We start from the raw sequence: 26,665 nt of genomic DNA on the forward strand, positions 1-26,665 counted from the left end.
ACTTGGCCAGTAACCTGAACCTCAGCTGTCTGCGCCTGCAATGTAATGATAAACCCACCCATTTTTTATACTTCTTTCACAAAATCGAGCATAACCTTGGGCGGATAAGCCCCTGACAATCACTACGGCATGGATGACTGAACCCTGCAGAAAACCTGACTTGGCGCAACACAGCAAGTTTTAGCCTGTGTACAGGATGCAAAAAACTTCTTTGCGTCTACGCTGGCAATTGAACCAATGAAATCAATGGGTTCTGTCTTTTTTCCGGTATCACCGAGGTGCTCATGAGTGAGGCGTTTCTCCCCTTCTCGCGTCCGAGTATGGGCGAAGAAGAAATTGCGGCTGTCGAAAAAGTCCTGCGTTCTGGCTGGATCACGACCGGGCCACAGAACCAGGCACTTGAAGAGCAGTTCGCGCAGTACGTCGGTTGCCGCCATGCGGTAGCCCTGTCATCGGCCACCGGCGGTATGCACATCGCCCTGCTGGCACTGGGTATCGGCCCGGGGGATGAAGTCATCACCCCGTCGCAGACCTGGGTGTCCACGGCCAACATGATTTCCCTGCTCGGTGCCACGCCGGTGTTTGTCGATGTCGATCGCGACACCCTGATGACCGACGCAGCGCGCATCGAAGCGGCCATCACCCCGCGGACCAAGGCCATCATTCCGGTTCACTACGCCGGTGCGGCCTTTGACCTCGACCCGCTGTACGCACTTGCCGACAAGCATGGCATCGCCGTCATCGAAGACGCCGCCCATGCCGCCGGCACCCGCTACAAGGGCCGCCATGTCGGTGCCCGAGGCACGGCGATTTTCTCGTTCCATGCGATCAAGAACATGACCTGCGCCGAGGGCGCGATGTTCGTCAGCGACGACGAAGCCCTGGCCAGCCGCGTGCGCATGCTCAAGTTCCATGGCCTGGGTGTCGACGCCTACGACCGCATGACCCATGGCCGCAAGCCCCAGGCCCAGGTCATCGAGCCCGGCTTCAAGTACAACCTCGCCGACATCAACGCCGCCATCGCCCTGGTGCAACTGAAGCGCCTGGATGCGATCAACGCCCGCCGTACCGAGCTGGCCGCCCGTTACCAGCAACGCCTGGCAGGCCTGCCGGTCCAGCCTCTGGCCGTGCCGGACTACCCGCAGCAGCACGCCTGGCACCTGTACATCCTGCGCATCGACAGCGAACGCTGTGGCCTGGACCGCGAAGCCTTCATGAAAGGCCTGCAGGAGCGCGGCATCGGCACCGGCATCCACTTCATCGCCACTCACCTGCACACCTGGTACCGCCAGCGTGATCCGCAACTGTCGCTGCCGAACACCGAATGGAACTCGGCGCGGCTGTGCTCCATTCCGTTGTTCCCCGACATGACCGACCAGGACCTCGACCGGGTCGTCGCCGCCATTGAACAGCTTGTGGGAAATCGCTCGTGAGACCTTACCCGATCCATTGCGTGTCCATCGTCATCCCCGTCTACAACGAGCAGGAAAGCCTGCCCGAGCTGCTGCGCCGCACCGGCGCAGCTTGCCAGCAGCTGCGTCACCCCTATGAAATCGTGCTGGTGGACGACGGCAGCCGCGACAACTCGGCGCAAATCCTCGAAGACGCCGCCCAGGCCGAAAACAGCCCGTTCGTGGCGGTCATCCTCAACCGCAACTACGGCCAGCATGCGGCGATCATGGCCGGTTTCGAGCAGTGCAAGGGCGACGTGGTGATCACCCTCGATGCCGACTTGCAAAACCCGCCGGAAGAAATCCCGCGGCTGGTCGCCGAAGCCGAACGCGGCTTCGACGTGGTCGGCACGGTGCGCAGCAACCGCCAGGACTCGGCCCTGCGCCGCTGGCCGTCGAAAGTGATCAACTACGCGGTCAAGCGCTCTACCGGCGTTGCCATGAGCGACTATGGGTGCATGCTGCGTGCCTACCGGCGCACGGTGATCGACGCCATGCTGGCCTGCCGCGAGCGCAGCACCTTCATCCCGATCCTGGCCAACAGCTTCGCCCGCCACACCACCGAGATCACCGTGCACCACGCCGAGCGCGAACACGGCGATTCGAAGTACAGCCCGATGCGCCTGATCAGCCTGATGTTCGACCTGATCACCTGCATGACCACCACGCCGTTGCGCCTGCTGAGCATCGTCGGTTTCAGCATGGCCGCGCTCGGCGTGCTGTTCGCCATCGGGCTCATCGTGTTGCGCCTGGCGTTTGGCCCAGGCTGGGCCGGTAACGGCCTGTTCGTGCTGTTCGCCGTGCTGTTCGTGTTCACCGGTGGCCAGTTCATCGGCATGGGCCTGCTCGGCGAGTACCTGGGGCGCATGTACAGCGATGTGCGCGCCCGCCCGCGATTTTTCATCGAGAAAGTGCTGCGCAGCGGCCCACCGCCTGTGTCGGCCCAAAGCGTCACCGTTGACGGTTTCAATTCCTCTACTTCTGGTCAGGTTCACTCATGAGTGCAAAAACAGTTGTCTTCGCGTACCACGACATCGGCTGCGCCGGCATTGAAGCCCTGCTCGACAGCGGCTATGACATCGCAGCGGTGTTCACTCATGCCGACGACCCCAAGGAAAACGCCTTCTACGCCTCGGTTGCCCAGCTGTGTGCCCGCAAAGGCATCCCGGTGCATGCGCCGGAGGACGTCAACCACCCGCTGTGGGTCGAGCGCATCAGCCAGCTCAACCCCGACTACCTGTTCTCGTTCTACTACCGCAACCTGCTGGGCGAACCGTTGCTGGCCACCGGCCGCAAAGGCGCGTTCAACCTGCACGGCTCGTTGCTGCCGCGCTACCGCGGCCGCGCACCGGCAAACTGGGTGCTGGTCAACGGCGAAACCGAAACCGGCGTGACCCTGCACCGCATGGTCAAGCGCGCCGATGCCGGCGCCATTGTTGCCCAGCTGCGCGTGGCCATCGAACGCAGCGACACCGCGCTGAGCCTGCATGGCAAGCTGCGCGCGGCTGCCGCAGACTTGCTGCGTGACACCCTGCCGGACCTGCGCCAAGGCAAAGTCAGCGAAACCCCGCAGGATGAATCCAAAGCCACGGTGTTCGGCCGCCGCACTGCAGCCGACGGCCGCCTGGACTGGCAACAGCCTGCCGAAACCCTGTTCAACCTGGTGCGGGCGGTGACCCAGCCCTACCCTGGCGCCTTCTGCCAGGTCGGTGAGCACAAGCTGATCGTCTGGAGCGCCGAGGTGGTCAAGGGCAACGACGGCCTGGCCGCTGGCCGTGTGATCAGCACCGACCCGCTGCGCATCGCCTGTGGCGAGGACTCGCTGGTGATCAATGCCGGTCAGCGCAACGACAACGGCCTGTACCTGAGCGGCCCGCAACTGGCCAACGAACTGGGCCTGGTCGAAGGTTCGCTGCTGCGTGGCGCCGATGCCCGCCGCGCCACGCGCCGTACCCGGGTACTGATCCTCGGCGTCAACGGCTTCATCGGTAACCACCTGTCCGAGCGCCTGCTCAACGACGAGCGCTACGAGGTCTACGGCCTGGATATCGGCTCCGACGCCATCGAGCGCCTGCGCAGCCACCCACGCTTCCACTTCGTCGAAGGCGACATCAGCATTCACTCCGAGTGGATCGAGTACCACATCAAGAAGTGCGACGTGGTGCTGCCACTGGTGGCCATTGCCACGCCGATCGAATACACCCGCAACCCACTGCGCGTCTTCGAGCTGGACTTCGAAGAGAACCTGCGCCTGGTGCGCTACTGCGTCAAGTACAACAAGCGCGTGATCTTCCCGTCGACCTCGGAAGTCTACGGCATGTGCGAAGACCCGAATTTCGACGAAGACACCTCCAACCTGGTGGTCGGGCCGATCAACAAGCAGCGCTGGATCTACTCGGTGTCCAAGCAGTTGCTTGACCGGGTCATCTGGGCCTACGGCCAGAAAGGCCTGAACTTCACCCTGTTCCGCCCCTTCAACTGGATGGGCCCACGCCTGGACCGCCTGGACTCGGCGCGTATCGGCAGCTCCCGGGCCATCACCCAACTGATCCTGAACCTGGTGGAAGGCACGCCGATCCGCCTGTTCGACGGCGGCGCGCAGAAGCGTTGCTTCACCGACATCGCCGACGGCGTCGAGGCCCTGGCACGGATCATCGACAACGACAACGATGCCTGCAACGGCCAGATCATCAACATCGGCAACCCGGACAACGAAGCCAGCATCCGCCAGCTCGGCGAAGAGCTGCTGCGCCAGTTCGAAGCCCACCCGCTGCGCAGCCACTTCCCACCGTTCGCCGGTTTCCGCGACGTCGAGAGCAAGGCGTTCTACGGCGGCGGCTACCAGGACGTGTCCCACCGCAAGCCGAGCATCGCCAACGCCAAGCGCCTGCTGAACTGGGAGCCGACCGTGGAGATGCGCGAAACCATCGGCAACACGCTGGACTTCTTCCTGCGTGAAGCGATGCGCGAGATCGAGGCTCGTCCGGCAGAAGAAGCTCGCTGATGCAGGCAGGGTTGCGCATCGATGTCGATACCTACCGCGGCACCCGTGAAGGTGTGCCGCGCTTGTTGGAGTTGCTCGACGAGGCGCAGGTCAAGGCGACGTTCTTCTTCAGTGTCGGGCCGGACAACATGGGGCGCCACCTGTGGCGCCTGGTCCGCCCGCAGTTCTTGTGGAAGATGCTGCGCTCCAATGCTGCCGGGCTGTACGGCTGGGACATTCTCCTGGCCGGCACCGCCTGGCCCGGCAAGCCGATTGGCCGCGACCTCGGGCACCTGATGCGTCAGGCCCGCGACGCCGGCCACGAGGTCGGCCTGCACGCCTGGGACCACCACGGCTGGCAGGCCAATGCCGGGCACTGGAGCATGGCGCAACTGACCGAGCAGATCCGTCAGGGCGTCGACACCCTCAGTGACATCCTCGGCGCGCCGGTTGACTGCTCGGCCGTCGCCGGTTGGCGCGCGGACGAGCGGGTGATCGAGGCCAAGCAGGGCTTCGGCTTTCGCTACAACAGCGACTGCCGAGGTAGCCACCTGTTCCGCCCCAGGCTGGCCGACGGCTCGCCTGGGGCGCCGCAGGTTCCGGTGGACATGCCGACCTTCGACGAGGTTGTCGGCCCGCAGGTGGCTGCCGCGCACTTCAACGAATTCATCCTCGGGCAATTCCGCCCACAGGCACTCAACGTCTACACCATCCATGCAGAGGTAGAAGGGATTCTGATGGCCCAGGACTTCCGCCAATTGCTGGCCGATGCACGCCAGCGCGAGATTGCGTTCAAACCGTTGGGCGAGTTGCTCCCCGCCTCGCTCGACTCGTTGCCCGTTGCCAGTGTGCAGCGCGGCACCCTGCAAGGCCGTGAGGGCTGGCTGGGAGTGCAAGGCTCATGAACAGACGCTGGACGCTACCGCTGCTGCTCGGCCTGTTCGTGCTGGCCTTCTTGCTGCCACTGGGCGGCCATGGCTTGTGGATCCCCGACGAAACCCGCTACGCCCAGGTCAGCCAGGAGATGCTGCTGACCGGCAACTGGGTCTCGCCCCACTTCATGGGGCTGCGCTACTTCGAAAAACCCGCCGCCGGCTACTGGATGATCGCCCTCAGCCAAGGCCTGTTCGGCCAGAACCTGTTCGGCGTGCGCTTTGCCTCGGCACTGAGCGTCGGCCTGAGCCTGATCCTGTGCTACCTGGTGGCACGCCGCCTGTGGAACGACCCGCGCAAGAGCCTGGTCTGCACCCTGGTGTACATGAGCTTCTGCGTCATGGTCGGCCAGGCCGTCTATGCCAACCTCGATCCGCAGTTCACCCTGTGGGTCAACCTCAGCCTGGTGGCCCTGTGGTTCGCCGTGGACAGCCGCAGCAAGGGCCAGCGCCTTGCGGCCTGGGCGGTACTGGGGCTGGCCTGTGCCATGGGCTTCATGACCAAGGGCTTTCTGGCCTGGCTGTTGCCGGTGCTGATCGCGCTGCCGTGGATGCTCTGGCAGAAGCGCTGGCGCGAACTGTTGGTGTACGGGCCGGTGGCCGTGGTGGTGGCGATTGTCGTCAGCCTGCCTTGGGTGCTGGCGGTGCACGTTCAGGAGCCGGACTACTGGCGGTTCTTCTTCTGGCATGAGCACATCCGCCGGTTTGCCGGTGACGATGCCCAGCACAGCGCCCCGTTCTGGTACTACCTGCCGCTGCTGGTGGCCTACAGCCTGCCCTGGGTCGCCATGCTGCCACCGGCCCTGAAACACGCCTGGCAGAGCCGTACTCAGGCCAAGGTCGTCTTTTTGCTGCTGTGGCTGCTGATGCCGTTGCTGTTCTTCAGCCTCAGCAAGGGCAAGTTGCCGACCTACATCTTCCCGTGCCTGCTGCCATTGGCCCTGCTGATCGGCTACGCACTGGAAGAGCAGCTGCGCCTGCATCAAGGCCGCGCACTGGGCATCAACGGCTGGATCAACGTGGTGATTGGCGTGCTCGCCTTGATCGCACTGGCCTGGCTGCAGTTGAAAAAGCCGGTTTACAACCACGAACTGACCAGCCTGCTGCTGCTGTGCGTGGCGCTGGTGGGGTGGACGGTCGCCAGCCTGGCCCAGGCTCTATCACCGCTGCGCCGCTGGGCGGCACCGGTGCTGGGCAGCCTGGTGCTGATGGCCCTGCTGCCGGCGGCAATGCCCAAGTCGATAGAAGGCAACAAGATGCCCGACCAGTTCATCCTGCAGCACCTCGACGAACTGTCGGGTGCCACTCACCTGCTGAGCAACGACCTCGGTGCGGCATCAGCACTGGCCTGGCGCCTGCGACAGCCGAACGTGGTGTTCTACAACACTGTCGGTGAACTGAAGTACGGCCTGGCGACCCCGGAAGGTCAGGGACGGCTATTGAACGAAAAGAACGCTCGCCAGTGGGTGGATGACGCCCGCCGCAGTGGCACGGTCGCTGTGGTGATGCGGGTCAAGGGTGAAGATGAGCAACGTGAGCTCGCCATGCTGCCCGAAGATGGCACGCGCTACCAGCAGGGCAAGATGGTGATCCTCATTCTGCCCAGAGTCGCGCCATGAGTTGGCTGCTGCTGTTGACCGCCTGCCTGCTGACCTGCCTGGGCCAGGTGGCGCAGAAGTTCGCCGTGGAAGGCTGGCGTGGGCAACAAGGGCCGTGGGCGGACAAGTTGCGTTCGCCCTGGTTGTGGCTGGCCCTCCTCGCCCTCGGCAGCGGTTTGCTGGTCTGGCTGCTGGTGCTGCAGCGCATGGAGGTGGGCATCGCCTATCCGATGCTCAGCCTGAATTTCGTGGTGATCACCCTGATCGCCCGCTTCGGCTTCCATGAACCGGTCGATCGCCGCCACTGGTTGGGGGTGGCGCTGGTCATCGCTGGCGTGGCACTGCTGGGGCAGCAATCATGAACCAGCGCCTTGGCATCACCTTTGCCCTGGGCAGCGTGCTGCTGGTCAGCAGCGCCCAGCTGGCCATGCGCTGGAGCATGACCCGCCTGCCGCAGCCCGGCCAATGGCTATCGGCGCTGGCCGTTCAGGGCGTCGATGCCGTCGCCGTGGCCGTGGTCCTGGCGGCGATCGCCGCCTATGGCCTGTCGATGCTCTGCTGGCTGCTGGCCCTGCGCGATCTGCCGCTGGGCCGGGCCTACTCGCTGCTGAGCCTGAGCTACGCCCTGGTTTACCTGTTGGCGGCAAGCCTGCCGCTGTTCGACGAATCCTTCAGCTTGAGCAAATCACTGGGCGTGGCACTGGTCATGCTCGGGGTCATTACTATCAATACGCGTCCGGCCCGTTCGCCTGCATCAAGGAGTGCTCCATGAAAATTACAGTGTTTGGTAGCGGGTACGTCGGCCTGGTGCAAGCCGCGGTACTGGCCGAAGTCGGCCATGATGTGGTGTGCATGGACGTCGACGAGAAGAAGGTCGAGTTGTTGCGCCAAGGCCATGTCAGCATCTTTGAACCGGGCCTTTCCAGCCTGGTGCGCGAAGGCCTGGAGGGCGGCCGCCTGCAGTTCACCACCGATGAAAAGCTTGCCGTCGAACATGGCCGCGTCGCCTTCATCGCCGTCGGCACCCCCTCCTGCCCGGATGGTTCGGCAGACCTCAAGTATGTGCTGTCGGTCGGCGACGCGGTCGCCCGCCACCGCCAGCAACCGCTGATTCTGGTCGAGAAATCCACGGTACCGGTCGGCACCGGTGACACCCTGCGCGCCCACATCAACACCGCGCTCGCTGGCCGTGAACTGCGTATCGATATCGTGTCCAACCCGGAATTCCTCAAGGAAGGCTCGGCCGTCGCCGATTGCCGCCGGCCGGACCGTATCGTCATCGGTTGCGAGGGTGAAGACGTGCGCGATGTCATGCGCGACCTCTACTCACCGTTCAACCGCAACCATGACCGCATCATGTTCATGGACCTGCGCAGCGCCGAGCTGACCAAGTACGCCGCCAACTGCATGCTTGCCACCAAGATCAGCTTCATCAACCAGATCGCCGAGCTGGCCGAACACCTGGGCGCCGATATCGAATCGGTGCGCCAGGGCATCGGTGCCGATACCCGCATCGGCTACCACTTCATCTACCCAGGCTGCGGCTATGGCGGCTCGTGCTTCCCCAAGGACATGCGTGCGTTGATCCACAGTGCCGGGCAGGTGCATTGCTCCAGCGACCTGCTGCAGGCGGTCGAGGCGATCAACGAGCGGCAGAAGCACAAGCTGTTCGATCGCATCAACGCGTTCTACAACGGCGACCTGGCCGGCAAGACCTTTGCCGTGTGGGGCCTGGCGTTCAAGCCCAACACCGACGACATGCGCGACGCTCCCAGCCGCGTGCTGCTCGAGTCGCTGTTTGCTGCCGGTGCCAGCGTGCGTGCCTTCGACCCCGAGGCCATGCAGGAAACCCAGCACCTGTATCCGGATGAAGAGAAATTGATGCTGATGGGTACCCCGGAATCGGTACTGTCCGGCGCCGACGCGTTGATCATCTGCACCGAATGGCAACAGTTCAAGGCGCCGGATTTCGACCTGATCCAGCAACGCCTGAAGGCACCGGTGATCTTCGACGGGCGTAACCTCTATGATGCCGAGCGGCTGGCGCGCAAAGGCTTCAAGTACTTCCCGATCGGCCGTGGCGACTCCTGCCAGTTGCCGGTTTCCCCGCAACTGCCCCGCCAGGGTTCGAAAGCGGCGTGAAGACACTGTCACTCCCCGTTCGCCGGCAGTCCCTGCTTGCAGGGCTGCTGGCATTGCTGCTGTTCAGCGCCGGGGTGTATGGGCAGGCGCCGATCGGTTTCGACTCACGCTTCGTGCTGTTCGCCCAGGAAATGCTGCGCCATGGGCCAACGGTATTCCCGACTACCTACGGGCAGCCCTATGCCGACTACACCTCGCTTTCGACACTGTTCATCTGGCTGCTGTCGCTGCCGTTCGGCGCGGTCAACGGCCTGACTGCATGGCTGCCCAGTGCCATCGCTGGCGCGGTTATCGTGACCCTGATGTACCGGCTGCTGGCGCCGTTTTCGGTGCGTTGGGCGTGGAGCAGCATCGCCTTGCTGCTGCTGACGGTCACCTTCGTCAGCGAAGTCCGGGCCGTGTCGCAAGACCTCATGCTGGCAGCCGTCGCCTTCAGCGTGTTCTACCTGGGTTACGCCCACGACCAGCGGGCTGCCGGGCGGCGCTGGCCGTTGGTGTTCGTCTTGTTGCTGTTGGGCTTCGGTATTCGTGGGCCGATCGGCCTGGTGGTGCCAACCGGCTTGCTGTGCAGCTACTACTTGCTGACTGGCCAATGGCGACGGATGTTGCTGTTTGGGGGGCTGGCCAGCCTGCTGCTGGTCGCCAGTGTCGGCCTGCTGCTGTGGATGGCCAAGGCCAGCGGTGGCCAGGCGTTTCTCGATGACGTGATTCGCATGCAGTTCATGGGCCGCATGGACGGCAGCGAGGGTGCCAGTAGCCCGCTGTACTACTTCACCAGTGCGCTGGGCAACTATGCGCTGGCCTATCCACTGGCGTTGCTGGCATTGGTTGCCGCGTGGCTCTGCCGTGCGCAGCTGCAGGGGCCGGCGCTGCGCCTGGTCGGTTTCTGCGCAGCTGCGGCATTGCTGGTCATGGTCGGGCTGTCGATCCCGCAGGCCAAGAAGGCCCGCTACCTGCTGCCGATGCTGCCGATGGTTGCGATCATTGCCGCCTACCCGTTCCAGGTGGCACAGGGGCGGCTGTTCGCCTGGCTGCGCGGTGCAATCCAGGGGCTATGGCTGCTGATGCCGGGGCTGATGATGATTGCCTTGCTGGTGGCTCAGCGCCGTTTCCCCGAGCAAACCGGTTCCATCACGCTACTGATGGTGGTGCTGGCGGGGTTGCAACTGTGGGCGCTGTCGCGCCTCGTGCAGCCACGTTGGCGTGCCGAGATTACCGCTGGCTGTGCGGTCATGGCGTTGTGGCTGGTGTATGTCGCGGTGTTCGAACCGGTGGAGCGGCGCCTGTATGACACCCGCGGTTTCACCCAGGCAGTGCTCGCACAGGTGGCCCAGCGACCTGCCCCGCTGGTACTGCACCGCCTGGGCCAGGATGCCAAGGCCATCAAGTTCATGGTCAACCTCGACCAGGACCTGCAGCCACTGTTCACCGAGACCCCCGCGCAACTGCAGGCCGTGCAAGGGCCGGCGTGGCTGATGATGGACCGGCATGACTTGCAGGCCCTGCAAGGCACACCGATGCAAGCGCTGCAGCCGCAACTGAGCGGGCGCTTCGACAACAACGACTATGTGCTGGTGTATCTCGCACACTGAACAACAGCCGAGGCCAGCCTACACCTTGCGAGCGCGCAAGCGCTCGTGATACCGCCCGCCCAATGCACCGCCCCAAGGCATGATCAGGCCGATCACCAGCAGCACGATCAGCAGCGTGGCCCCTTCGAACGGGCTGAAGAATTCCAGTACGGCGCAGCCCAGGGTCAACAGCAACCCAAGCACCGTCAAGGCGTCCGGTCTGAGCACCGGGCAGTCGCTGCTTGCCACTGAGGGGTGGAGAAAACCCACCAGCCACAGGTAAAGCCAGCTGACCACGGATGCGATGAACAACGCCAGAAACAACAAGTGATGACCAAACATCGAAGTGTGCATGATGGGCAGCCCTGCTCAAGTATGCATGTAGCGCTAGCGCTGGTTTAAGCCATTCAAAGTGAAAGTTCTGTCAAAAAAACCTGAGCGCGTGACGGGACTGCTTAAAATGTCGTTTTCCCATTCGGCGTCAAGGAACCTCACCATTGAAAGGCCTGCAGAACTCTCACGCCGAAGCGGTCCTGCTCGAGGCCAGGCAGCTGGGCCGTGTCGATCTGCAGACCCAGGCCACCTTGCTCGCGCCCACCGATTTTTCACTGCACGCTGGCGAACGCCTGGCGCTCATTGGTGCGTCGGGTTCGGGCAAGAGTGTCTTGCTGCGCGCCCTGGCCCTGCTGGATGCGCCCAGCTCAGGTGAAGTGCTGTGGCTGGGCGAGCCGGTGACAGCGCCACTGATACCGCATTTTCGCTCCCGCGCCTGTTACCTGAGCCAACGCGCCGCGCTGGTGGAGGGCAGTGTCATGGACAACTTGCGGCTACCCTTCACGCTCAAGCACAACCGCCAGTACCGCTTCGATGCCGACACGGCGGCGCGCCTTCTGGCGCTGGCCGGCAAGCCGCGCAGTTTCCTGGACAAGGCCGGCACCGACCTGTCCGGTGGCGAGGCGCAGCTGGCCGCACTGGTGCGCGCCCTGCTGCTGACGCCACAGGTGCTGTTGCTCGACGAGCCGACCTCGGCGCTCGACCCGCAATCGGTGGCTGGCGTTGAAACGCTGGTAATGAACTGGCTCGACGAATCCCCCAACGATCGCGCGTTGCTGTGGATCACCCACGATCATGCGCAAGCCCGGCGCATCAGTACGCGCACCTTGACGATGCACCAAGGCGCCCTGTCGAAATGAACTACCACAACCTTGCCTACACCGACGTGGCGATTGCCGCTGCGCTGATCCTGGTCAACGGCCTGCTGTCGCTGCTATTGAAGCTGCAACTGGAACGCCAGCTGCTCTGGGCGTCACTGCGAACCATCACCCAGCTGTTGGCCATCGGCTACATCCTCGGCTGGGTGTTCCAGCATGCGCAGTGGTACATCGTGCTGCCGCTGATGCTGAGCATGACCCTGATTGCCGGGTTTTCAGCGGCCGGCAGGGGCCAGCATCGCCATCGCGGGCTGTTGGCCGACAGCGTGTTGTCGGTCGGGCTGAGTGCCTGGCTGGTCACGGCCATCGGCCTGTTCGTGGTGCTGCGCGTGCGCCCCTGGTACGAGCCGCAATACGCCATTCCCATTCTTGGCATGATCCTCGGCAATACCCTGACCGCCGTAGCCTTGGGCATTGACCGCATGACCCGTGAGCTGAGCGCCCAGCGGCCCGTAGTGGACATGATTCTGTCGCTGGGTGGTACGCGCTGGGAGGCGGCACGTGCCGCAGCGAGCCAGGCACTGAAGGCCGGCATGATGCCGACGCTGAACCAGATGTCGGTGGTGGGTATCGTCAGCCTGCCGGGCATGATGACCGGGCAGATACTGGCCGGGCAGCAGCCTGGGGACGCGGTGCGCTACCAGATCGTGATCATGTTCCTGATTGCCGCAGCGTCGGCGCTGGGCACGGTGTGTGCCGTGCTGATGACCTTCAACCGGCTGTTTTCACCCGCCCACCAGTTCATGGCGCACAAGCTGGCCCGACGTAGCTGAGCGCTCAGGGTCAGGCCAGGCCACCAAAGCGCTTGTAAAAGTTCTCGTTCACATCGGGCAGTGGCCCGTCGGCGGTTTCCAGGGCGCTGTTGAGCCAGGTTTCCGCCTTGGCGCAGACCAGGCGATACAGGTTGCGGCACAGCTGGCGGGCGGCGCGGCCCTCCCAGTCACCGGGCAGCAATTCGTCCGGCAGTTGCGGGTCACGCAGCAGCAAGCGGCGGTATTCGTGGATCAACAAGGTCCGCGCCAGGAAGCAATCCTGAGCATCGAGCTCGTCCTGCTCCTTCAGGCTCTGCCACAACGGCCGGAACAGCTGGATGAACTCGCTGTACTGCTGGCCAAGCTCGTCGATACGCCAGCTCTCCCGCACCTGGGCGCGCATGGCCTTGGAGGCCAGCACTTCCTGGGTATGGGTTTCGAAGACGATGCTGTCGTCGCTGGCCTCCAGCTCGCGCAAGGTGGCAGCCAGGTCGCCGCGATCGGCCCGTGGGCAGCCCAGCAGGTTCGGCGCCATCGCACCGAAACCTTGCCATTCCAGCTCTTCGCGCACGGCCTTGCGTTTGCCGGCATCGAGCTGAGACAGCAACACCAGCGTCCAGGCACCGTCCCAGGCCGGTTGGCTTGGGCTGTAGACGCGCTTGAAGGCTTTTTCGAAACGCCGCCGCCCGGTGCCGGTCAGGCTGTAGTAACTGCGGCGCCCGACCTTCTCGGCGGTCAGCCAATCTTCCTTGGTCAGGCGAAAGATCGACGTGCGGATCAGCCGTTCGTTGATGCCGATTGGCTCCAGCAGGTTGATCAGGCTGCCCAGCCAGACCGTGCCGCCATGGGGTTCGATGGCATCACCGTAGAGGGTGATGATCAGCGAACTGGCACGGATCGGCGTCTGCTCCTGGAAGCGGGTGATCAGGTTGTTCAGCGGAACGAGGTTGCTCATGGACGAACTGCGCGCATTGAAAGCACCGACTATACCTGTGCGACGGGTCGCCTGACCATGCCGCGACGCCGGCAGGTTCATGCGCCCGCCTCGCCTTTGGGCCGCAAGCCTCTGTCACCCATGCGCGGGCGCTGTGCTTCGGCGGCGGTCAGCGGTGGGCATTCCACCATCGTTGCCATGCAGCGCTGGCTCAGCTGCTGGTATTCGGCAGTGCCACGCTGCTTCCAGCTCAGCTCCTGCTCGGTCAGTGGGCGTTTGACCTGGGCTGGCGCACCCATCACCAGGCTCTGTTCGGGGCACTCGAAGCCGGCTTTGACAAACGCCGTGGCACCGACGATGCAACGTGGCGCTATGTGAGCGCCATCCATGACCACAGCATTCATGCCGATCAGGGCGTCTGCGCCGACGCGGCAGCCATGCAGCACCGCGCCGTGGCCGACATGGCCATTGCGCTCGATGACCGTGTCACCGCCGGGGAAGCCATGCATGACGCAGGTGTCCTGCAAGTTCGCGCCTTCCTCCAGCACGATGCGCCCGAAATCACCACGCAGGGACGCCAACGGCCCCACATAGCAGCGCGGGCCGACGATGACGTCACCGATCAGCACGGCACTTGGGTGCACATAAGCCGTGGGGTCGACCACCGGGGTCAGGCCGTCGAGTCGATAGCAAGGCATATCATTTCTCCGTTATTTTCTATTGATAAATTTTTTGTGTATCGCAAACAGATGCGGCGCAGAACCCAGCACAAGCCGCATTTTATCTAGTCTTTAGCCGTAACTGCATAGCGGCCAACATAAAACGAGATACACAAAAACACAATTGCTATTGCGTTGATGTATCGCATAATGCATATACTGATCGCACCTGGGCAGGCCCCGCCGCCGCCCCTGCAGACAATTCCAATAAATGCCGGCCTCGCGAAGTGCCGTGCGAGCAGCCTGAGGACCCCGACATGCCTCGTTTCATCGATGTGCAGGCCCCTGAACACGGCGTTCGCCTGCTCACCCTGCAGCGCCCGGAAGCGCTCAACGCCCTGTGCACCGAGTTGCTGGCGGAGCTCGCCGCCGGCCTTGCGCAAGCCGATGCCGACCCCGCTACCCGCGCCGTGGTCATCACCGGCAGCCGCAAGGCGTTCGCCGCCGGTGCGGACATCCGCGAGATGGCCGAGCGCGATCTGGTCGGCATTCTCAACGATCCCCGTGTCGCCCACTGGCAACGCATCGCAGCGTTTTCCAAGCCCTTGATCGCCGCGGTAAACGGCTATGCCCTGGGCGGCGGCTGCGAGCTGGTGATGTGCGCCGACATCGTGATTGCCGGCGAAGATGCCCGTTTCGGCCAGCCCGAGATCAACCTCGGCATCATGCCCGGGGCCGGTGGCACCCAGCGCCTGCTGCGGGCCGTGGGCAAGCCGCTGGCCATGCAGATGGTCCTGACCGGTGAGGCCATCACTGCCCGCCATGCCTTGCAGGCCGGCCTGATCAGCGAAATCACCCAACCTGAACTGGCCGTGGAACGTGCGCTGCAGGTTGCCCGCAGCATCGCCGCCAAGGCACCGCTGGCCTTACGCCTGGCCAAGGAAGCGCTACTCAAGGCCGGCGACAGCGACCTGGCCAGCGGCCTGCGCTTCGAGCGCCATGCCTTCACCGTGCTGGCCGGCACCGCCGACCGTGACGAAGGCATCCGCGCCTTCCAGGAAAAACGCCCGGCGCAGTTCAAAGGCTGCTGAGTCGCCCACTCCCCATCGACTGATCGAGCGAGTCCATCATGACTTTCGAGCACATTGTGTTTTCCATCGAGGACGGCGTGGCCTTCCTCGCCCTGAACCGCCCCGAGCAACTCAACAGCTTCAACACGCAGATGCACCTGGAAGTGCGCGAAGCCCTCAAGCAGGTACGCCAGAGCCGCGCGGCCCGGGTGCTGCTGCTGACCGGTGAAGGCCGCGGCTTTTGCGCCGGCCAGGACCTGTCCGATCGCAACGTTGCGCCAGGCGCGGACATGCCCGACCTGGGCGAGTCCATCGACAGGTTCTACAACCCGCTGGTGCGCACCCTGCGCGACCTGCCAGTGCCGGTGATCTGCGCCGTCAATGGCGTGGCTGCCGGTGCCGGCGCCAACCTCCCGCTGGCCTGCGACCTGGTGCTAGCCGCCCGTTCGGCCAGCTTCATCCAGGCGTTCTGCAAGATCGGCCTGGTGCCGGATTCTGGCGGTACCTGGCTGTTGCCTCGCCTGGTCGGCATGGCCCGGGCCAAGGCGCTGGCCATGCTTGGCGAGCGCCTGAGCGCGGAGCAGGCCGAGCGCTGGGGCTTGATCCACCGTGTGGTCGATGATGCCGAGCTGCGCGACGAGGCACTTGCCCTCGCCCGCCACCTGGCCACTCAGCCGACTTACGGCCTGGCCCTGATCAAACGCAGCCTCAACGCCAGCTTCGACAACGGTTTCGACCAGCAGCTGGAGCTTGAGCGCGACCTGCAACGGCTGGCCGGGCGCAGCGAGGACTACCGTGAAGGCGTGAGCGCCTTCATGAACAAGCGCACGCCTGCATTCAAGGGGCGCTGAGCATGAGTGCACTGAACAGCAACGCCTTGGTGGCAGTCATCGGCGCAGGCGCCATGGGGGCAGGTATTGCCCAGCTCGCGGCCCAGGCCGGCCACCCGGTAAAGCTCTATGACAACCGGCCAGGTGCCGCCGCCCAGGCAGTCGCCGGTATCGACCGCCAGCTCGGGCGCCTGGTGGAAAAAGGCACATTGCAGCCAGAAGCACGCGAAGCCATCAGCGCACGCCTGCAGCCGGTCGAGGCGATCGAAACCCTGGCCGACGCCCGCCTGGTGATCGAGGCCATCGTCGAGAACCTGCAGGTCAAGCAGCAGTTGCTGCAGCAACTGGAAGGCCTGTGCGCCGAGGACTGCATCCTGGCCAGCAACACCTCGTCGCTGTCGATCACCAGCCTCGCGGCTGACCTGCAACGGCCGCAACAGGTGGTCGGCATGCACTTCTTCAATCCGGCGCCGCTGATGGCGCTGGTGGAAATCGTTTCCGGCCTGGCGACCGCGCCCGGTATCGCCAGCACGCTCTATGACACCGCCAAAGCCTGGGGCAAGAAGCCTGTGCACACGCGCTCCACCCCCGGTTTCATTGTCAACCGCGTGGCTCGGCCGTTCTATGCCGAAAGCCTGCGGCTGCTGCAGGAAGGCGCTGGCGATTGCGCGACGCTGGATGCCCTGCTGCGCGATGCCGGCGGCTTTCGCATGGGCGCGTTCGAGCTGACCGACCTGATCGGCCACGACGTCAACTACGCCGTTACCTGCTCGGTATTCGACGCCTTTTATGGCGACTTCCGCTTCCAGCCCTCACTGGTGCAAAAAGAACTGGTGGATGCCGGGCGCCTGGGGCGCAAGAGCGGCCAAGGTTTCTACAGTTACGCAGAGGGCGCCGAACGCCCGCCGGCGGCGCAGTTGCATAGCCAGGCAAGCGCCGAATGCTGCGTGGTCGAAGGCAGCCTGGGCGTCCTGCAGCCGCTGGTCGCGCGGTTGCGGGACAGTGGCCTGGCCATCACCGAGCGAGCGGGCAACGGCCTGTTGCGTGCCGGTGATGCCACCCTGGCCCTGTCCGACGGCCGCCTGGCCAGCCAGCGGGCCCGGGAAGAGGGGCTGCGCAACCTGGTGCTGGTCGACCTCGCGCTGGACTACCAGGCCGCCACACGCATTGCCATCAGCTGGTCGGTCGACACCACGGCCGAAGCACGCGACCAGGCGGTAGCGCTGCTGCAGCGCGCCGGCCTGAAAGTGACCGGCATCGCCGACCTGCCTGGCCTGGTGGTGCTGCGCAGCGTGGCCATGCTCGCCAACGAAGCGGCCGATGCGGTGCTGCAGGGCGTCGGCAGCGCCGCAGATATCGACCTGGCCATGTGTGCCGGGGTCAATTACCCCCGTGGCCCGTTGGCCTGGGCCGAGCAGATTGGCGTCGGCTACACCCTGCGCGTGCTGGAAAACCTGCAAGCCAGCTACGGCGAAAGCCGCTACCGGCCTTCCCTGCTGCTGCGCCGCTGCGCCGAACAAGGAGCGAACCTGCATGACTGAGCTGCAGCGTAATCCCGAAGAGCTGGCCCAGGCCTGTGCCGACGCCCTGTACTCCCGCGACCCGGCCACCCAGGGCCTGGGCATCACCTTGCTCGACGTCGGCCCAGGCCGGGCGCGCCTGAGCATGCCGGTGCGCGCCGACATGCTGCAGGGCCACGGCACGTGCCACGGCGGCTTCCTGTTCGCCCTGGCCGATTCGGCCTTTGCCTTTGCCTGCAACAGCCAGGACAAGGCCACGGTCGCCCAGGGCTGCAGCATCGACTATGTCGCCCCGGCGCTGCCGGGCGACGTGCTCACCGCCGCGGCCGTCGAACTCAGCCGCAAAGGCCGTACCGGCCTGTACGACGTGCGCATACAAAACCAGCGTGGCGAGCTGATCGCCCTGCTGCGCGGCAAATCCTACCAAGTGCGCGGCACCGTGCTCGCGCAGGAGACCCAAGATGATTGAAGCCAAGCCCCTCGATGCCCTGATCATCGACGCCGTGCGCACTCCCATCGGCCGTTACGGCGGCGCGTTGAGCAGCGTGCGTGCCGACGACCTGGCCGCCGTGCCGATCAAGGCGCTGATCGCGCGCCACCCGGAACTGGACTGGCAGGCCATCGACGACGTGATCCTCGGCTGCGCCAACCAGGCCGGCGAAGACAACCGCAACGTCGCGCGCATGGCCGGCCTGCTGGCCGGGTTGTCGATCAGTGTCCCGGGCACCACCCTCAACCGCCTGTGCGGCTCGGGCCTGGACGCCATCGGCAATGCCGCCCGCGCCCTGCGCTGTGGCGAGGCTGGGCTGATGCTGGCGGGTGGCGTCGAGTCGATGTCGCGGGCGCCGTTCGTCATGGGCAAGTCGGAGCAGGCCTTCGGCCGCAGCGCCGAGCTGTTCGATACCACCATCGGCTGGCGTTTCGTCAACAAACTGATGAAGGCCGAGTACGGCATCGACTCGATGCCGGAAACAGCAGAGAACGTCGCTGAACAGTTTGGGATTTCCCGCGCCGACCAGGACGCTTTTGCCTTGCGCAGCCAGCACAAAGCGGCCGCAGCCCAGGCCAATGGCCGCCTCGCACGGGAAATCGTGCCGGTGGAAATCGCCCAGCGCAAAGGCCCGGCCCTGCGTGTCGAGCAGGACGAGCACCCGCGTGCCGAGACTACCCTGGAACAACTGGCCAAGCTCGGCACGCCCTTCCGCCAAGGCGGCAGCGTCACCGCCGGCAATGCCTCAGGCGTCAATGACGGCGCCTGTGCCCTGCTGCTGGCCAGCAGCGCTGCGGCCCGCCGCCATGGCCTCAAGGCCCGAGGCCGCATCGTCGGCATGGCAGTGGCCGGGGTCGAGCCACGCATCATGGGCATCGGCCCGGTGCCGGCCACCCGCAAGGTGCTGGAGCTGACCGGCCTGGCGCTGGCTGACATGGACGTCATCGAGCTCAACGAAGCCTTCGCCGCCCAGGGCCTCGCGGTGTTGCGTGAACTGGGCCTCGCCGACGACGACCCGCGGGTCAACCCCAATGGCGGCGCCATCGCCCTCGGCCACCCGCTGGGCATGAGCGGTGCGCGGCTGGTCACCACCGCCCTGCACCAGCTTGAACAAACCGACGGCCGCTACGCCCTGTGCACCATGTGCATCGGTGTAGGCCAAGGCATTGCCATGGTCATCGAGCGCCTCTGAGCGGTTCAGGCCATCCGCGTGTTACCGAACTGAACGCAGCCGTATATGCTGCCTCCATGACACTCACCGCGTAGCCTGCAGCCTGGTTCGCGCGGCGTACAAGAACAATTCGAGTGAAGCCATGAACATGTACCATGATGCCGATCGTGCCCTGTTGGACCCGATGGAAACCGCCAGTATCGACGCCCTGCGCCAGCATCAGCTGGAGCGGTTGCGCTGGAGCCTGAAGCACGCCTACGACAACGTGCCGCTGTACCGCAAGCGCTTCGACGAGTCCGGCGCCCACCCCGATGACCTGAAGTCCCTCGACGACCTGGCCAAGTTCCCGTTCACCGGCAAGAACGACCTGCGCGACAACTACCCCTACGGCATGTTCGCCGTGCCCCAGGAAGAGGTGGTGCGCCTGCATGCCTCCAGCGGCACCACCGGCAAGCCGACGGTAGTCGGTTACACTCAGAACGACATCGACACCTGGGCCAACGTGGTGGCCCGTTCGATCCGTGCCGCGGGTGGGCGCAAGGGCGACAAGGTGCATGTGTCCTACGGCTACGGCCTGTTCACCGGCGGCCTCGGTGCCCACTACGGCGCCGAGCGCCTGGGCTGCACGGTAATCCCCATGTCCGGCGGCCAGACCGAGAAGCAGGTGCAGCTGATCCGCGACTTCCAGCCCGACATCATCATGGTCACGCCTTCGTACATGCTCAACCTCGCCGACGAGATCGAGCGCCAGGGCATCGACCCGCATGACCTGAAGCTACGCCTGGGCATCTTCGGTGCCGAGCCCTGGACCGACGAGCTGCGCCGTTCCATTGAACAGCGCCTGGGCATTGATGCCCTGGATATCTATGGCTTGTCGGAAATCATGGGCCCGGGTGTGGCCATGGAGTGCATCGAGACCAAGGATGGCCCGACCATCTGGGAAGACCACTTCTACCCCGAGATCATCGACCCGGTAACCGGCGCGGTGCTGCCGGACGGGCAACTGGGCGAACTGGTGTTCACCTCGTTGAGCAAGGAGGCGCTGCCAATGGTGCGCTACCGCACCCGTGACCTGACCCGCCTGCTGCCGGGCACGGCGCGGCCGATGCGGCGCATTGGCAAGATCACCGGGCGCAGTGACGACATGCTGATCATCCGCGGGGTGAACGTGTTCCCGACGCAGATCGAGGAGCAGGTGCTGAAAATAAAACAGCTTTCAGAGCTTTATGAAATTTATCTGTATCGTAATGGCAACCTGGACAGTGTCGAGGTGCATGTGGAATTGCGTGGGGAATGCCAGCATCTCGATGAGTCGCAGCGCAAGCAGGTGGTCGGCGAGCTGAGCAAGCAGATCAAGACCTACATCGGCATCAGCACCCAGGTACTCCTGCAGCCTTGCGGCACGCTCAAGCGCTCAGAAGGCAAGGCTTGCCACGTATTCGACAAACGGTTGGCCAGCTGACTCATCGGCTGCCTTTTCGGCCCCGGCATCGTCCGGGGCTTTTTTTTGCATTTTTTCTGCTGGCCCCTTCGCGGGTAAACCCGCGAAAGGGCCGGCAAAGCGATACACAAATCTTATTCGATACACATAAAACAGTTTGACGTTATGTTTTGTATCGCTTACAAATGACTCATGCCTTAGCAGGAGTCGGAACATGTACGCACAGCTAGTGGAAACCGGAGTCAAGCGCGTCAAGTCGCTGGAAGAGATGTCGTTTGATGAGCGCAACTTCCAGGAAAAGATCGACGCCGAAATCAAGATCGAAGCCAAGAACTGGATGCCCGAGGCCTACCGCCAGACCCTCATCCGGCAGATCTCCCAGCACGCTCATTCGGAAATCGTCGGCATGCTGCCCGAAGGCAACTGGGTCACCCGCGCCCCCAGCCTCAAGCGCAAGCTGCAGCTGATGGCCAAGATCCAGGACGAAGCCGGCCATGGCCTGTACCTGTACAGCGCCATGGAAACCCTCGGCGCCGACCGCGACGAGGAAATCGCCAAGCTGCACAGCGGCAAGGCCAAGTATTCGAGCATCTTCAACTACCCGACCCTGAGCTGGGCCGACATGGGCGCCGTGGGCTGGCTGGTCGATGGCGCCGCCATCGTCAACCAGGTGGTGCTGCAGCGCACCTCCTACGGCCCCTACTCGCGCGCCATGATCCGCATCTGCAAGGAAGAGAGCTTCCACCAGCGCCAGGGCTACGAGCTGCTGCTGACCATGATGCGTGAAGGCACCCAGGCGCAGAAGGACATGGTTCAGGACGCCATCAACCGCCTCTGGTGGCCGGCGCTGATGATGTTCGGCCCAAGCGACGAGCACTCGCCCAACAGCGCCCAGTCGATGGCCTGGAAGATCAAGCGCCAGACCAACGACGAACTGCGCCAGCGCTTCATCGACCAGACCGTGCCCCAGCTCGAACTGCTCGGCTGTACCGCCCCCGACCCGGACCTGAAGTGGAACGCCGAGCGTGGCCACTACGACTTCGGCGAGATCCAGTGGGACGAGTTCTACGAAGTCATCAAGGGCAACGGCCCGTGCAACCAGGAGCGCGTCGCCACCCGGCGCAAGGCCATCGAGGATGGCGCCTGGGTGCGCGAAGCGGCCGTGGCCTATGCACGCAAGCAACAGAACAAGAACGCCGCCTGAGCGGCGATTGATGCGGAGATCGAAAATGTCTGTCTGGACCCTCTACGAAGTGTTCGTGCGCAGCAAGCACGGCCTTAACCACAAGCATGTTGGCAGCGTGCATGCCGCCGACGCCGCCATGGCCATCGAGAACGCTCGCGAGCTGTACACCCGCCGCAGTGAAGGCGTGAGCCTGTGGGTGGTGCCTTCGGCACTGATCACCGCCTCCTCGCCCGACGAGAAAGACCCGCTGTTCGCCCCTGCGGACGACAAGGTCTACCGCCACGCCAGTTTCTACGAACTGCCCGACGAAGTCGGGCACATGTGAGGTTGGCCATGCACAAGCACGATCTGATCCCGTATTTGCTGCTGCTCGGCGACAGCGCCCTGATCCAGGGCCAGCGCCTGTGCGAGTGGTGCGGCCACGCGCCGGCCATTGAAGAAGAGCTGGCCTTGATGAACGTCGGCCTCGACCTGGTGGGCCAGGCGCGCAACTGGCTTGAATACGCCGCTGAGCTGCTCGACGACGGCCGTGACGCCGATGCCCTGGCGTTTCGCCGCGACGAGCGCGCCTACCGCAACCTGTTGCTGGTCGAGCAGCCCAATGGCGACTTCGCCGTGAGCATGACCAAGCAGTTCCTTTACGACGCCTGGCACTACGCCGTGCTGCAGGGCCTGGTCGAGTCGCGTGACGAGCGCATCGCCGGGATTGCCGCCAAGGCCCTGAAGGAAGTGACCTATCACTTGCGCCGCTCCAGCGAATGGGTGCAGCGCCTGGGTGGCGGCACCGATGAAAGCCGCCGGCGCATGCTCGAAGCGATTCCAGCACTGTGGCGCTTCACTGTCGAACTGACCGCCGGCAGTGACAACGAAGTGCAACTGGCCCAGGCCGGCATCGCTGCCGACCCGGCAGCAGTCGGCGCGGCCTGGCTGAAGCAGGTGAGCGCGACCTTCGAATCGGTCGAGCTGCCGCTGCCCAAGGCTGCCAGCCACTTCTACCTGAGCGGCCGCCAAGGCCTGCACAGCGAGCACCTGGGCCTGCTGCTGGCCGAGATGCAGTTTCTGCCAAGGGCCTACCCCGATGCAACCTGGTGAGCTGATTGCCGGCGACCGCGGCGCCCGTGCGCCGCGCGGCGACGACCTGGCGCGGGCCTGGGCCGTACTGGGCCAGGTCATGGACCCGGAAGTGCCCGTGGTCAGCGTGGTCGATCTGGGCATCGTGCGCGACCTGGGCTGGCGTGCCGGCCACCTGCACCTGATCGTCACGCCGACCTACTCCGGCTGCCCGGCCACCGAGGTGATCGAGGCCGATATTCGCCAGGCACTGGAGCAGGCCGGCTTCGCTGAGCCAGACCTGGAGCGCAGGCTGACCCCGGCCTGGAGTACCGACTGGATCAGCGCACTGGGCCGCGAACGCCTGCGTGCCTATGGCATCGCCCCGCCGCAAGGCAGCGCCAGCAAGCGCAGCCTGCTTGGCGAGGCCCCCGAGGTGTGCTGCCCGCAATGTGGCAGCCGCCACACCGAATTGCTCAGCCAGTTCGGCTCCACGGCCTGCAAGGCGCTGTACCGCTGTCGCGAGTGCCTGGAGCCGTTCGACTATTTCAAATGCATTTGAGCCGTGGAGACCACCATGAGCCAGTTTCACAGCCTGACCATCAAGCAAGTGCGCAATGAAACCCGTGATGCGGTGTCGATCGCCTTCGACGTACCGGCGCACCTGCAGGAGGCGTTCCGCTTCACCCAGGGCCAGTACCTGGTGATGCGCACCCAGTTGGACAACGAAGAAGTCCGCCGCTCCTACTCCATCTGCAGTGCGGTGCAGGACGGCGAGCTGCGGGTGGCCGTCAAGCGCGTGCCCGGCGGGCGCTTCTCGGCCTTTGCCAACGAAGTCCTCAAGGCCGGCCAGCAGCTGGACGTGCTGCCGCCCTCGGGCAGCTTCTTCGTGCCGCTGGACCCGGCGCGCCAAGGCAATTACCTGGGCGTGGCGGCTGGCAGTGGCATCACGCCGATCCTGTCGATCATCGCCACCACCCTGGCCCGCGAACCGCACAGCCGCTTCACCCTGCTGTACGGCAACCGTTCCAGTTCTGGCGCGCTGTTTCGCGACAAGCTCGAAGACCTGAAGAACCGTTACCTCGACCGCCTCAACCTGATTTTCGTGTTCAGCCGCGAGCAGCAGGATGTCGACCTGTACAACGGCCGCATCGATGCCGACAAGTGCGGCCAGTTGTTTTCGCGCTGGATGGATGTTGCCAGCCTCGATGCCGCATTCATCTGCGGGCCGCAGGCGATGACCGAGACGGTGCGCGACAGCCTGCAGGCTAACGGCATGGCCAAGGAGCGTATCCACTTCGAACTGTTCGCCGCTGCTGGCAGCGAGGCCCGTCGTGAGGCCCGCGAGGCTGCACGCCAGGCCGATTCGGCGCTCAGCCATATCACCGTGATCAGCGATGGCCGGGCGCTGAGCTTCGACCTGCCGCGCAACACCCAGAACGTGCTGGATGCCGGCAACGCCATCGGCGCCGAGCTGCCCTACTCGTGCAAGGCCGGCGTGTGCTCGACCTGCAAGTGCCGAGTGATCGAGGGCGAGGTTGAGATGGACAGCAACCATGCCCTGGAGGACTACGAAGTGGCGGCCGGGTATGTGCTGTCGTGCCAGACCTACCCGGTGAGCGACAAGGTGGTGCTCGACTTCGACCAGCTCTGAGACCGCGTTGCCTTCATCGCGGATAAATCCGCTCCTGCAGGCACAGCGCCGGCCTGTAGCAGCGGATTCATCCGCGAGAGGCCATCAGCCCCCCCAAAAAGTGACCTGATTACAACAATTACAAAACAAAAAGAGATCGCTTGCCATGACCCCGGAACACATCGAAAGCATCAGCAATCACCCCGACTTCCAGCACCTGGTCCGGCGCAAACGCCGCCTCAACGGCAGCCTGACCCTGGCGATGCTGGTCATCTACTACGGCTTCGTCCTGCTGGTGGCGTTCTCCCCGAGCACCCTCGGCCAGTCCCTGAGCGGCGGCGTGACCACCGTCGGCATGCTGGTCGGCGTCTTGATGGTGCTGCTGTCGTTCGCCCTCACCGGCATTTACGTGCACCGCGCCAACAACGTGCTCGACCCGCTCAACGACAAGCTCAAGCAGGAGTGCGCGCAATGAACTGGACCGCCATCTCGATGTTCATGGTATTCGTCTGCTTCACCTTGCTGGTCACCCGCTGGGCGGCCCTGCGCACCCGCTCGGCCAGTGACTTCTACACCGCCGGCGGCGGCCTGACCGGCATGCAGAACGGTCTGGCGATTGCCGGGGACATGATCAGCGCCGCGTCGTTCCTCGGCATCTCGGCCATGATGTTCATGAATGGCTACGACGGCCTGCTGTATGCCCTGGGTGTGCTGGCCGGCTGGCCAATCATCCTGTTCCTGATCGCCGAGCGCCTGCGCAACCTGGGCAAGTACACCTTCGCCGATGTGGTTTCGTATCGCCTGGCTCAGACCCCGGTACGCCTGAGCTCGGCGTTCGGCACCCTGGTGGTGGCGCTGATGTACCTGGTGGCGCAGATGGTCGGCGCCGGCAAACTGATCGAGCTGCTGTTCGGCATCAGCTACCTGTATGCGGTGATGCTGGTCGGCGTGCTGATGGTCGCCTACGTCACCTTCGGCGGCATGCTGGCCACCACCTGGGTGCAGATCATCAAGGCGGTGATGCTGCTGTCCGGCACCACCTTCATGGCCTTCATGGTGCTCAAGCACTTCGGTTTCAGCACTGAAGCGATGTTCGCCAGCGCCGTGGCGGTACATGCCAAGGGCCAGGCGATCATGGCCCCGGGCGGCCTGCTGTCGAACCCGGTGGATGCGATTTCGCTGGGCCTGGGCATGATGTTCGGCACCGCCGGCCTGCCGCATATCCTGATGCGCTTCTTCACCGTCAGCGACGCCAAGGAAGCGCGCAAAAGCGTGTTCTATGCCACCGGCTTCATCGGCTACTTCTACCTGCTGCTGATCGTCATCGGCTTTGGCGCCATCGTCATGGTCGGTACCGAGCCCGCCTATCGCGATGCGGCAGGCGCGATCATCGGTGGCGGCAACATGGTCGCCGTGCACCTGGCCCAGGCCGTGGGCGGCAACCTGTTCCTGGGCTTCATCTCTGCCGTGGCCTTCGCCACCATCCTGGCCGTGGTGGCCGGGCTGGCCTTGTCCGGCGCCTCGGCGGTGTCCCACGACCTGTATGCCTGCGTGGTACGCAAGGGCCAGGCCAGCGAGCAGGAAGAAATGCGCGTGTCGCGGATCGCCACCCTGGTGATCGGCATGCTCGCGGTGGTGCTGGGCCTGGTGTTCGAGTCGCAGAACATCGCCTTCCTGTCCGGCCTGGTGCTGGCCGTGGCGGCCTCGGTCAACTTCCCGGTACTGCTGCTTTCGATGTTCTGGAAGGGCCTGACCACCCGTGGCGCGGTGTGCGGCAGCATGGCCGGGCTGGTGTCGGCTGTGGTGCTGGTGGTGCTCGGCCCTGCGGTGTGGGTCAACGTGCTGCATAACCAGACGGCGCTGTTCCCCTACAGCAACCCGGCGCTGTTCTCCATGAGCCTGGCGTTCATCAGCGCCTGGGCGTTTTCGGTCAGCGACAGCTCGCAGCGGGCCAAGGAAGAACGTGGCCGCTATCTGGGGCAGTTCATCCGCTCCATGACCGGTATCGGCGCCGCCGGCGCCAGCAAGCACTGATCTTTGA

Annotated in this window: 26 protein-coding genes and 1 pseudogene; 24 read left to right on the top strand and 3 right to left on the bottom strand. The window is 64.5% G+C overall.

The window, feature by feature from the left end; all coding sequences use genetic code 11:
- The first annotated feature begins 284 nt into the window (after positions 1-284).
- Genes arnB through F6X59_RS18235 form a run of 9 tightly spaced genes read left to right on the top strand, consistent with a single transcriptional unit; the run spans position 285 to position 10,698 of the window.
- Positions 285-1,433: a UDP-4-amino-4-deoxy-L-arabinose aminotransferase gene (gene arnB / locus F6X59_RS18195; protein WP_152957415.1), complete on the top strand. Its 1,149-nt coding sequence runs from the start codon at positions 285-287 to the stop codon at positions 1,431-1,433.
- On the top strand, positions 1,430-2,452 hold the full coding sequence (gene arnC, locus F6X59_RS18200) for an undecaprenyl-phosphate 4-deoxy-4-formamido-L-arabinose transferase (protein ID WP_372240438.1): 1,023 nt from the start codon (positions 1,430-1,432) through the stop codon (positions 2,450-2,452). The genes arnB and arnC overlap by 4 nt, the downstream gene beginning before the upstream one ends.
- A complete protein-coding gene (arnA, locus tag F6X59_RS18205) occupies positions 2,449-4,455 on the top strand; it encodes a bifunctional UDP-4-amino-4-deoxy-L-arabinose formyltransferase/UDP-glucuronic acid oxidase ArnA (protein ID WP_152957416.1) in 2,007 nt (668 codons plus the stop codon). The genes arnC and arnA overlap by 4 nt, the downstream gene beginning before the upstream one ends.
- Positions 4,455-5,339, top strand: a complete 885-nt coding sequence (gene arnD / locus F6X59_RS18210) for a 4-deoxy-4-formamido-L-arabinose-phosphoundecaprenol deformylase (RefSeq protein ID WP_152957417.1) — start codon at positions 4,455-4,457, stop codon at positions 5,337-5,339. The genes arnA and arnD overlap by 1 nt, the downstream gene beginning before the upstream one ends.
- On the top strand, positions 5,336-6,985 hold the full coding sequence (gene arnT, locus F6X59_RS18215; protein ID WP_152957418.1) for a lipid IV(A) 4-amino-4-deoxy-L-arabinosyltransferase: 1,650 nt from the start codon (positions 5,336-5,338) through the stop codon (positions 6,983-6,985). The genes arnD and arnT overlap by 4 nt, the downstream gene beginning before the upstream one ends.
- Positions 6,982-7,326 carry a 4-amino-4-deoxy-L-arabinose-phosphoundecaprenol flippase subunit ArnE gene (arnE, locus tag F6X59_RS18220; protein ID WP_152957419.1) on the top strand — a complete coding sequence of 115 codons (345 nt, stop codon included), beginning with the start codon at positions 6,982-6,984 and terminating at the stop codon, positions 7,324-7,326. The genes arnT and arnE overlap by 4 nt, the downstream gene beginning before the upstream one ends.
- The gene (gene arnF, locus F6X59_RS18225) at positions 7,323-7,736 is read left to right on the top strand and encodes a 4-amino-4-deoxy-L-arabinose-phosphoundecaprenol flippase subunit ArnF (RefSeq protein ID WP_152957420.1); all 414 of its coding nucleotides are present in this window, start codon (positions 7,323-7,325) and stop codon (positions 7,734-7,736) included. The genes arnE and arnF overlap by 4 nt, the downstream gene beginning before the upstream one ends.
- The gene (locus tag F6X59_RS18230) at positions 7,733-9,106 is read left to right on the top strand and encodes a UDP-glucose/GDP-mannose dehydrogenase family protein (protein ID WP_152957421.1); all 1,374 of its coding nucleotides are present in this window, start codon (positions 7,733-7,735) and stop codon (positions 9,104-9,106) included. The genes arnF and F6X59_RS18230 overlap by 4 nt, the downstream gene beginning before the upstream one ends.
- Positions 9,103-10,698, top strand: coding sequence for an ArnT family glycosyltransferase (locus F6X59_RS18235; RefSeq protein WP_372240439.1), 1,596 nt, complete (start codon positions 9,103-9,105; stop codon positions 10,696-10,698). Before F6X59_RS18230 ends, F6X59_RS18235 begins: the two co-directional genes overlap by 4 nt.
- An 18-nt stretch (positions 10,699-10,716) precedes the next feature.
- On the opposite strand, the gene F6X59_RS18240 is transcribed toward F6X59_RS18235, so the two are convergent.
- A complete protein-coding gene (locus F6X59_RS18240) occupies positions 10,717-11,031 on the bottom strand; it encodes a hypothetical protein (protein WP_152957422.1) in 315 nt (104 codons plus the stop codon).
- A gap of 143 nt (positions 11,032-11,174) precedes the next feature.
- Here F6X59_RS18240 and F6X59_RS18245 point away from each other — a divergent pair, with 143 nt between their 5' ends.
- Together F6X59_RS18245 and fetB are read left to right on the top strand one after the other, a co-directional pair.
- Positions 11,175-11,870 carry an ATP-binding cassette domain-containing protein gene (locus F6X59_RS18245; protein ID WP_256669368.1) on the top strand — a complete coding sequence of 232 codons (696 nt, stop codon included), beginning with the start codon at positions 11,175-11,177 and terminating at the stop codon, positions 11,868-11,870.
- Positions 11,867-12,661, top strand: a complete 795-nt coding sequence (gene fetB / locus F6X59_RS18250) for an iron export ABC transporter permease subunit FetB (protein ID WP_152957423.1) — start codon at positions 11,867-11,869, stop codon at positions 12,659-12,661. The genes F6X59_RS18245 and fetB overlap by 4 nt, the downstream gene beginning before the upstream one ends.
- A 10-nt stretch (positions 12,662-12,671) precedes the next feature.
- Here the strand turns inward: fetB and paaX are convergent, their stop codons facing one another.
- Together paaX and paaY are read right to left on the bottom strand one after the other, a co-directional pair.
- Entirely contained in the window at positions 12,672-13,595 is a 924-nt protein-coding gene (paaX, locus tag F6X59_RS18255; RefSeq protein WP_178120107.1) for a phenylacetic acid degradation operon negative regulatory protein PaaX, read from the bottom strand.
- A gap of 77 nt (positions 13,596-13,672) precedes the next feature.
- Positions 13,673-14,272, bottom strand: a complete 600-nt coding sequence (gene paaY, locus F6X59_RS18260) for a phenylacetic acid degradation protein PaaY (protein ID WP_152957425.1) — start codon at positions 14,270-14,272, stop codon at positions 13,673-13,675.
- Positions 14,273-14,550: 278 nt separating this feature from the next.
- On the opposite strand from paaY, the gene paaF reads away from it, so the two are divergent.
- The 13 genes and pseudogenes from paaF to F6X59_RS18325 all read left to right on the top strand — a co-directional run.
- Complete coding sequence (gene paaF, locus F6X59_RS18265; RefSeq protein ID WP_152957426.1) at positions 14,551-15,324, top strand: 2,3-dehydroadipyl-CoA hydratase PaaF; 774 nt, start codon at positions 14,551-14,553, stop codon at positions 15,322-15,324.
- Positions 15,325-15,362: 38 nt separating this feature from the next.
- Positions 15,363-16,154 (top strand): 2-(1,2-epoxy-1,2-dihydrophenyl)acetyl-CoA isomerase PaaG, encoded by a 792-nt coding sequence (paaG, locus tag F6X59_RS18270; protein ID WP_152957427.1) that lies wholly within the window; start codon positions 15,363-15,365, stop codon positions 16,152-16,154.
- 2 nt (positions 16,155-16,156) lie between these two features.
- Positions 16,157-17,674, top strand: coding sequence for a 3-hydroxyacyl-CoA dehydrogenase PaaH (gene paaH / locus F6X59_RS18275; RefSeq protein WP_152957428.1), 1,518 nt, complete (start codon positions 16,157-16,159; stop codon positions 17,672-17,674).
- Complete coding sequence (gene paaI, locus F6X59_RS18280; RefSeq protein ID WP_152957429.1) at positions 17,667-18,122, top strand: hydroxyphenylacetyl-CoA thioesterase PaaI; 456 nt, start codon at positions 17,667-17,669, stop codon at positions 18,120-18,122. Before paaH ends, paaI begins: the two co-directional genes overlap by 8 nt.
- Complete coding sequence (pcaF, locus tag F6X59_RS18285) at positions 18,115-19,335, top strand: 3-oxoadipyl-CoA thiolase (RefSeq protein WP_152957430.1); 1,221 nt, start codon at positions 18,115-18,117, stop codon at positions 19,333-19,335. The genes paaI and pcaF overlap by 8 nt, the downstream gene beginning before the upstream one ends.
- Before the next feature lie 121 nt (positions 19,336-19,456).
- Positions 19,457-20,776: a phenylacetate--CoA ligase PaaK gene (gene paaK / locus F6X59_RS18290; protein WP_152957431.1), complete on the top strand. Its 1,320-nt coding sequence runs from the start codon at positions 19,457-19,459 to the stop codon at positions 20,774-20,776.
- Between the two features lie 193 nt (positions 20,777-20,969).
- A complete protein-coding gene (gene paaA, locus F6X59_RS18295; RefSeq protein WP_152957432.1) occupies positions 20,970-21,959 on the top strand; it encodes a 1,2-phenylacetyl-CoA epoxidase subunit PaaA in 990 nt (329 codons plus the stop codon).
- Between the two features lie 25 nt (positions 21,960-21,984).
- Positions 21,985-22,266: a 1,2-phenylacetyl-CoA epoxidase subunit PaaB gene (gene paaB, locus F6X59_RS18300; RefSeq protein WP_013972614.1), complete on the top strand. Its 282-nt coding sequence runs from the start codon at positions 21,985-21,987 to the stop codon at positions 22,264-22,266.
- 8 nt (positions 22,267-22,274) lie between these two features.
- Positions 22,275-23,033 carry a 1,2-phenylacetyl-CoA epoxidase subunit PaaC gene (gene paaC / locus F6X59_RS18305; protein WP_152957433.1) on the top strand — a complete coding sequence of 253 codons (759 nt, stop codon included), beginning with the start codon at positions 22,275-22,277 and terminating at the stop codon, positions 23,031-23,033.
- Entirely contained in the window at positions 23,020-23,553 is a 534-nt protein-coding gene (gene paaD, locus F6X59_RS18310) for a 1,2-phenylacetyl-CoA epoxidase subunit PaaD (RefSeq protein ID WP_152957434.1), read from the top strand. The genes paaC and paaD overlap by 14 nt, the downstream gene beginning before the upstream one ends.
- Positions 23,554-23,568: 15 nt before the next feature.
- Positions 23,569-24,645: a 1,2-phenylacetyl-CoA epoxidase subunit PaaE gene (gene paaE / locus F6X59_RS18315; RefSeq protein WP_152957435.1), complete on the top strand. Its 1,077-nt coding sequence runs from the start codon at positions 23,569-23,571 to the stop codon at positions 24,643-24,645.
- 145 nt (positions 24,646-24,790) lie between these two features.
- Positions 24,791-25,099: a DUF485 domain-containing protein gene (locus F6X59_RS18320; protein ID WP_110637637.1), complete on the top strand. Its 309-nt coding sequence runs from the start codon at positions 24,791-24,793 to the stop codon at positions 25,097-25,099.
- Positions 25,090-26,658, top strand: a pseudogene (locus tag F6X59_RS18325) (cation acetate symporter); the annotation flags it as partial. The gene F6X59_RS18320 and the pseudogene F6X59_RS18325, both read left to right, overlap by 10 nt.
- Positions 26,659-26,665 lie beyond the last annotated feature (7 nt).

This window comes from Pseudomonas sp. MN1F (genome assembly GCF_009391885.1).
Lineage (GTDB): Bacteria > Pseudomonadota > Gammaproteobacteria > Pseudomonadales > Pseudomonadaceae > Aquipseudomonas.

Excerpts from the sequence above, each read along its gene's own strand:
- arnB (WP_152957415.1), top strand. The coding sequence starts at position 285 with ATGAGTGAGGCGTTTCTCCCCTTCTCGCGTCCGAGTATGGGCGAAGAA.
- arnA (WP_152957416.1), top strand. The coding sequence starts at position 2,449 with ATGAGTGCAAAAACAGTTGTCTTCGCGTACCACGACATCGGCTGCGCC.
- arnD (WP_152957417.1), top strand. The coding sequence starts at position 4,455 with ATGCAGGCAGGGTTGCGCATCGATGTCGATACCTACCGCGGCACCCGT.
- arnT (WP_152957418.1), top strand. The coding sequence starts at position 5,336 with ATGAACAGACGCTGGACGCTACCGCTGCTGCTCGGCCTGTTCGTGCTG.
- arnE (WP_152957419.1), top strand. The coding sequence starts at position 6,982 with ATGAGTTGGCTGCTGCTGTTGACCGCCTGCCTGCTGACCTGCCTGGGC.
- arnF (WP_152957420.1), top strand. The coding sequence starts at position 7,323 with ATGAACCAGCGCCTTGGCATCACCTTTGCCCTGGGCAGCGTGCTGCTG.
- F6X59_RS18230 (WP_152957421.1), top strand. The coding sequence starts at position 7,733 with ATGAAAATTACAGTGTTTGGTAGCGGGTACGTCGGCCTGGTGCAAGCC.
- F6X59_RS18240 (WP_152957422.1), bottom strand. The coding sequence starts at position 11,031 with ATGCACACTTCGATGTTTGGTCATCACTTGTTGTTTCTGGCGTTGTTC.
- fetB (WP_152957423.1), top strand. The coding sequence starts at position 11,867 with ATGAACTACCACAACCTTGCCTACACCGACGTGGCGATTGCCGCTGCG.
- paaX (WP_178120107.1), bottom strand. The coding sequence starts at position 13,595 with ATGAGCAACCTCGTTCCGCTGAACAACCTGATCACCCGCTTCCAGGAG.
- paaY (WP_152957425.1), bottom strand. The coding sequence starts at position 14,272 with ATGCCTTGCTATCGACTCGACGGCCTGACCCCGGTGGTCGACCCCACG.
- paaF (WP_152957426.1), top strand. The coding sequence starts at position 14,551 with ATGCCTCGTTTCATCGATGTGCAGGCCCCTGAACACGGCGTTCGCCTG.
- paaG (WP_152957427.1), top strand. The coding sequence starts at position 15,363 with ATGACTTTCGAGCACATTGTGTTTTCCATCGAGGACGGCGTGGCCTTC.
- paaH (WP_152957428.1), top strand. The coding sequence starts at position 16,157 with ATGAGTGCACTGAACAGCAACGCCTTGGTGGCAGTCATCGGCGCAGGC.
- paaI (WP_152957429.1), top strand. The coding sequence starts at position 17,667 with ATGACTGAGCTGCAGCGTAATCCCGAAGAGCTGGCCCAGGCCTGTGCC.
- pcaF (WP_152957430.1), top strand. The coding sequence starts at position 18,115 with ATGATTGAAGCCAAGCCCCTCGATGCCCTGATCATCGACGCCGTGCGC.
- paaK (WP_152957431.1), top strand. The coding sequence starts at position 19,457 with ATGAACATGTACCATGATGCCGATCGTGCCCTGTTGGACCCGATGGAA.
- paaA (WP_152957432.1), top strand. The coding sequence starts at position 20,970 with ATGTACGCACAGCTAGTGGAAACCGGAGTCAAGCGCGTCAAGTCGCTG.
- paaB (WP_013972614.1), top strand. The coding sequence starts at position 21,985 with ATGTCTGTCTGGACCCTCTACGAAGTGTTCGTGCGCAGCAAGCACGGC.
- paaC (WP_152957433.1), top strand. The coding sequence starts at position 22,275 with ATGCACAAGCACGATCTGATCCCGTATTTGCTGCTGCTCGGCGACAGC.
- paaD (WP_152957434.1), top strand. The coding sequence starts at position 23,020 with ATGCAACCTGGTGAGCTGATTGCCGGCGACCGCGGCGCCCGTGCGCCG.
- paaE (WP_152957435.1), top strand. The coding sequence starts at position 23,569 with ATGAGCCAGTTTCACAGCCTGACCATCAAGCAAGTGCGCAATGAAACC.
- F6X59_RS18320 (WP_110637637.1), top strand. The coding sequence starts at position 24,791 with ATGACCCCGGAACACATCGAAAGCATCAGCAATCACCCCGACTTCCAG.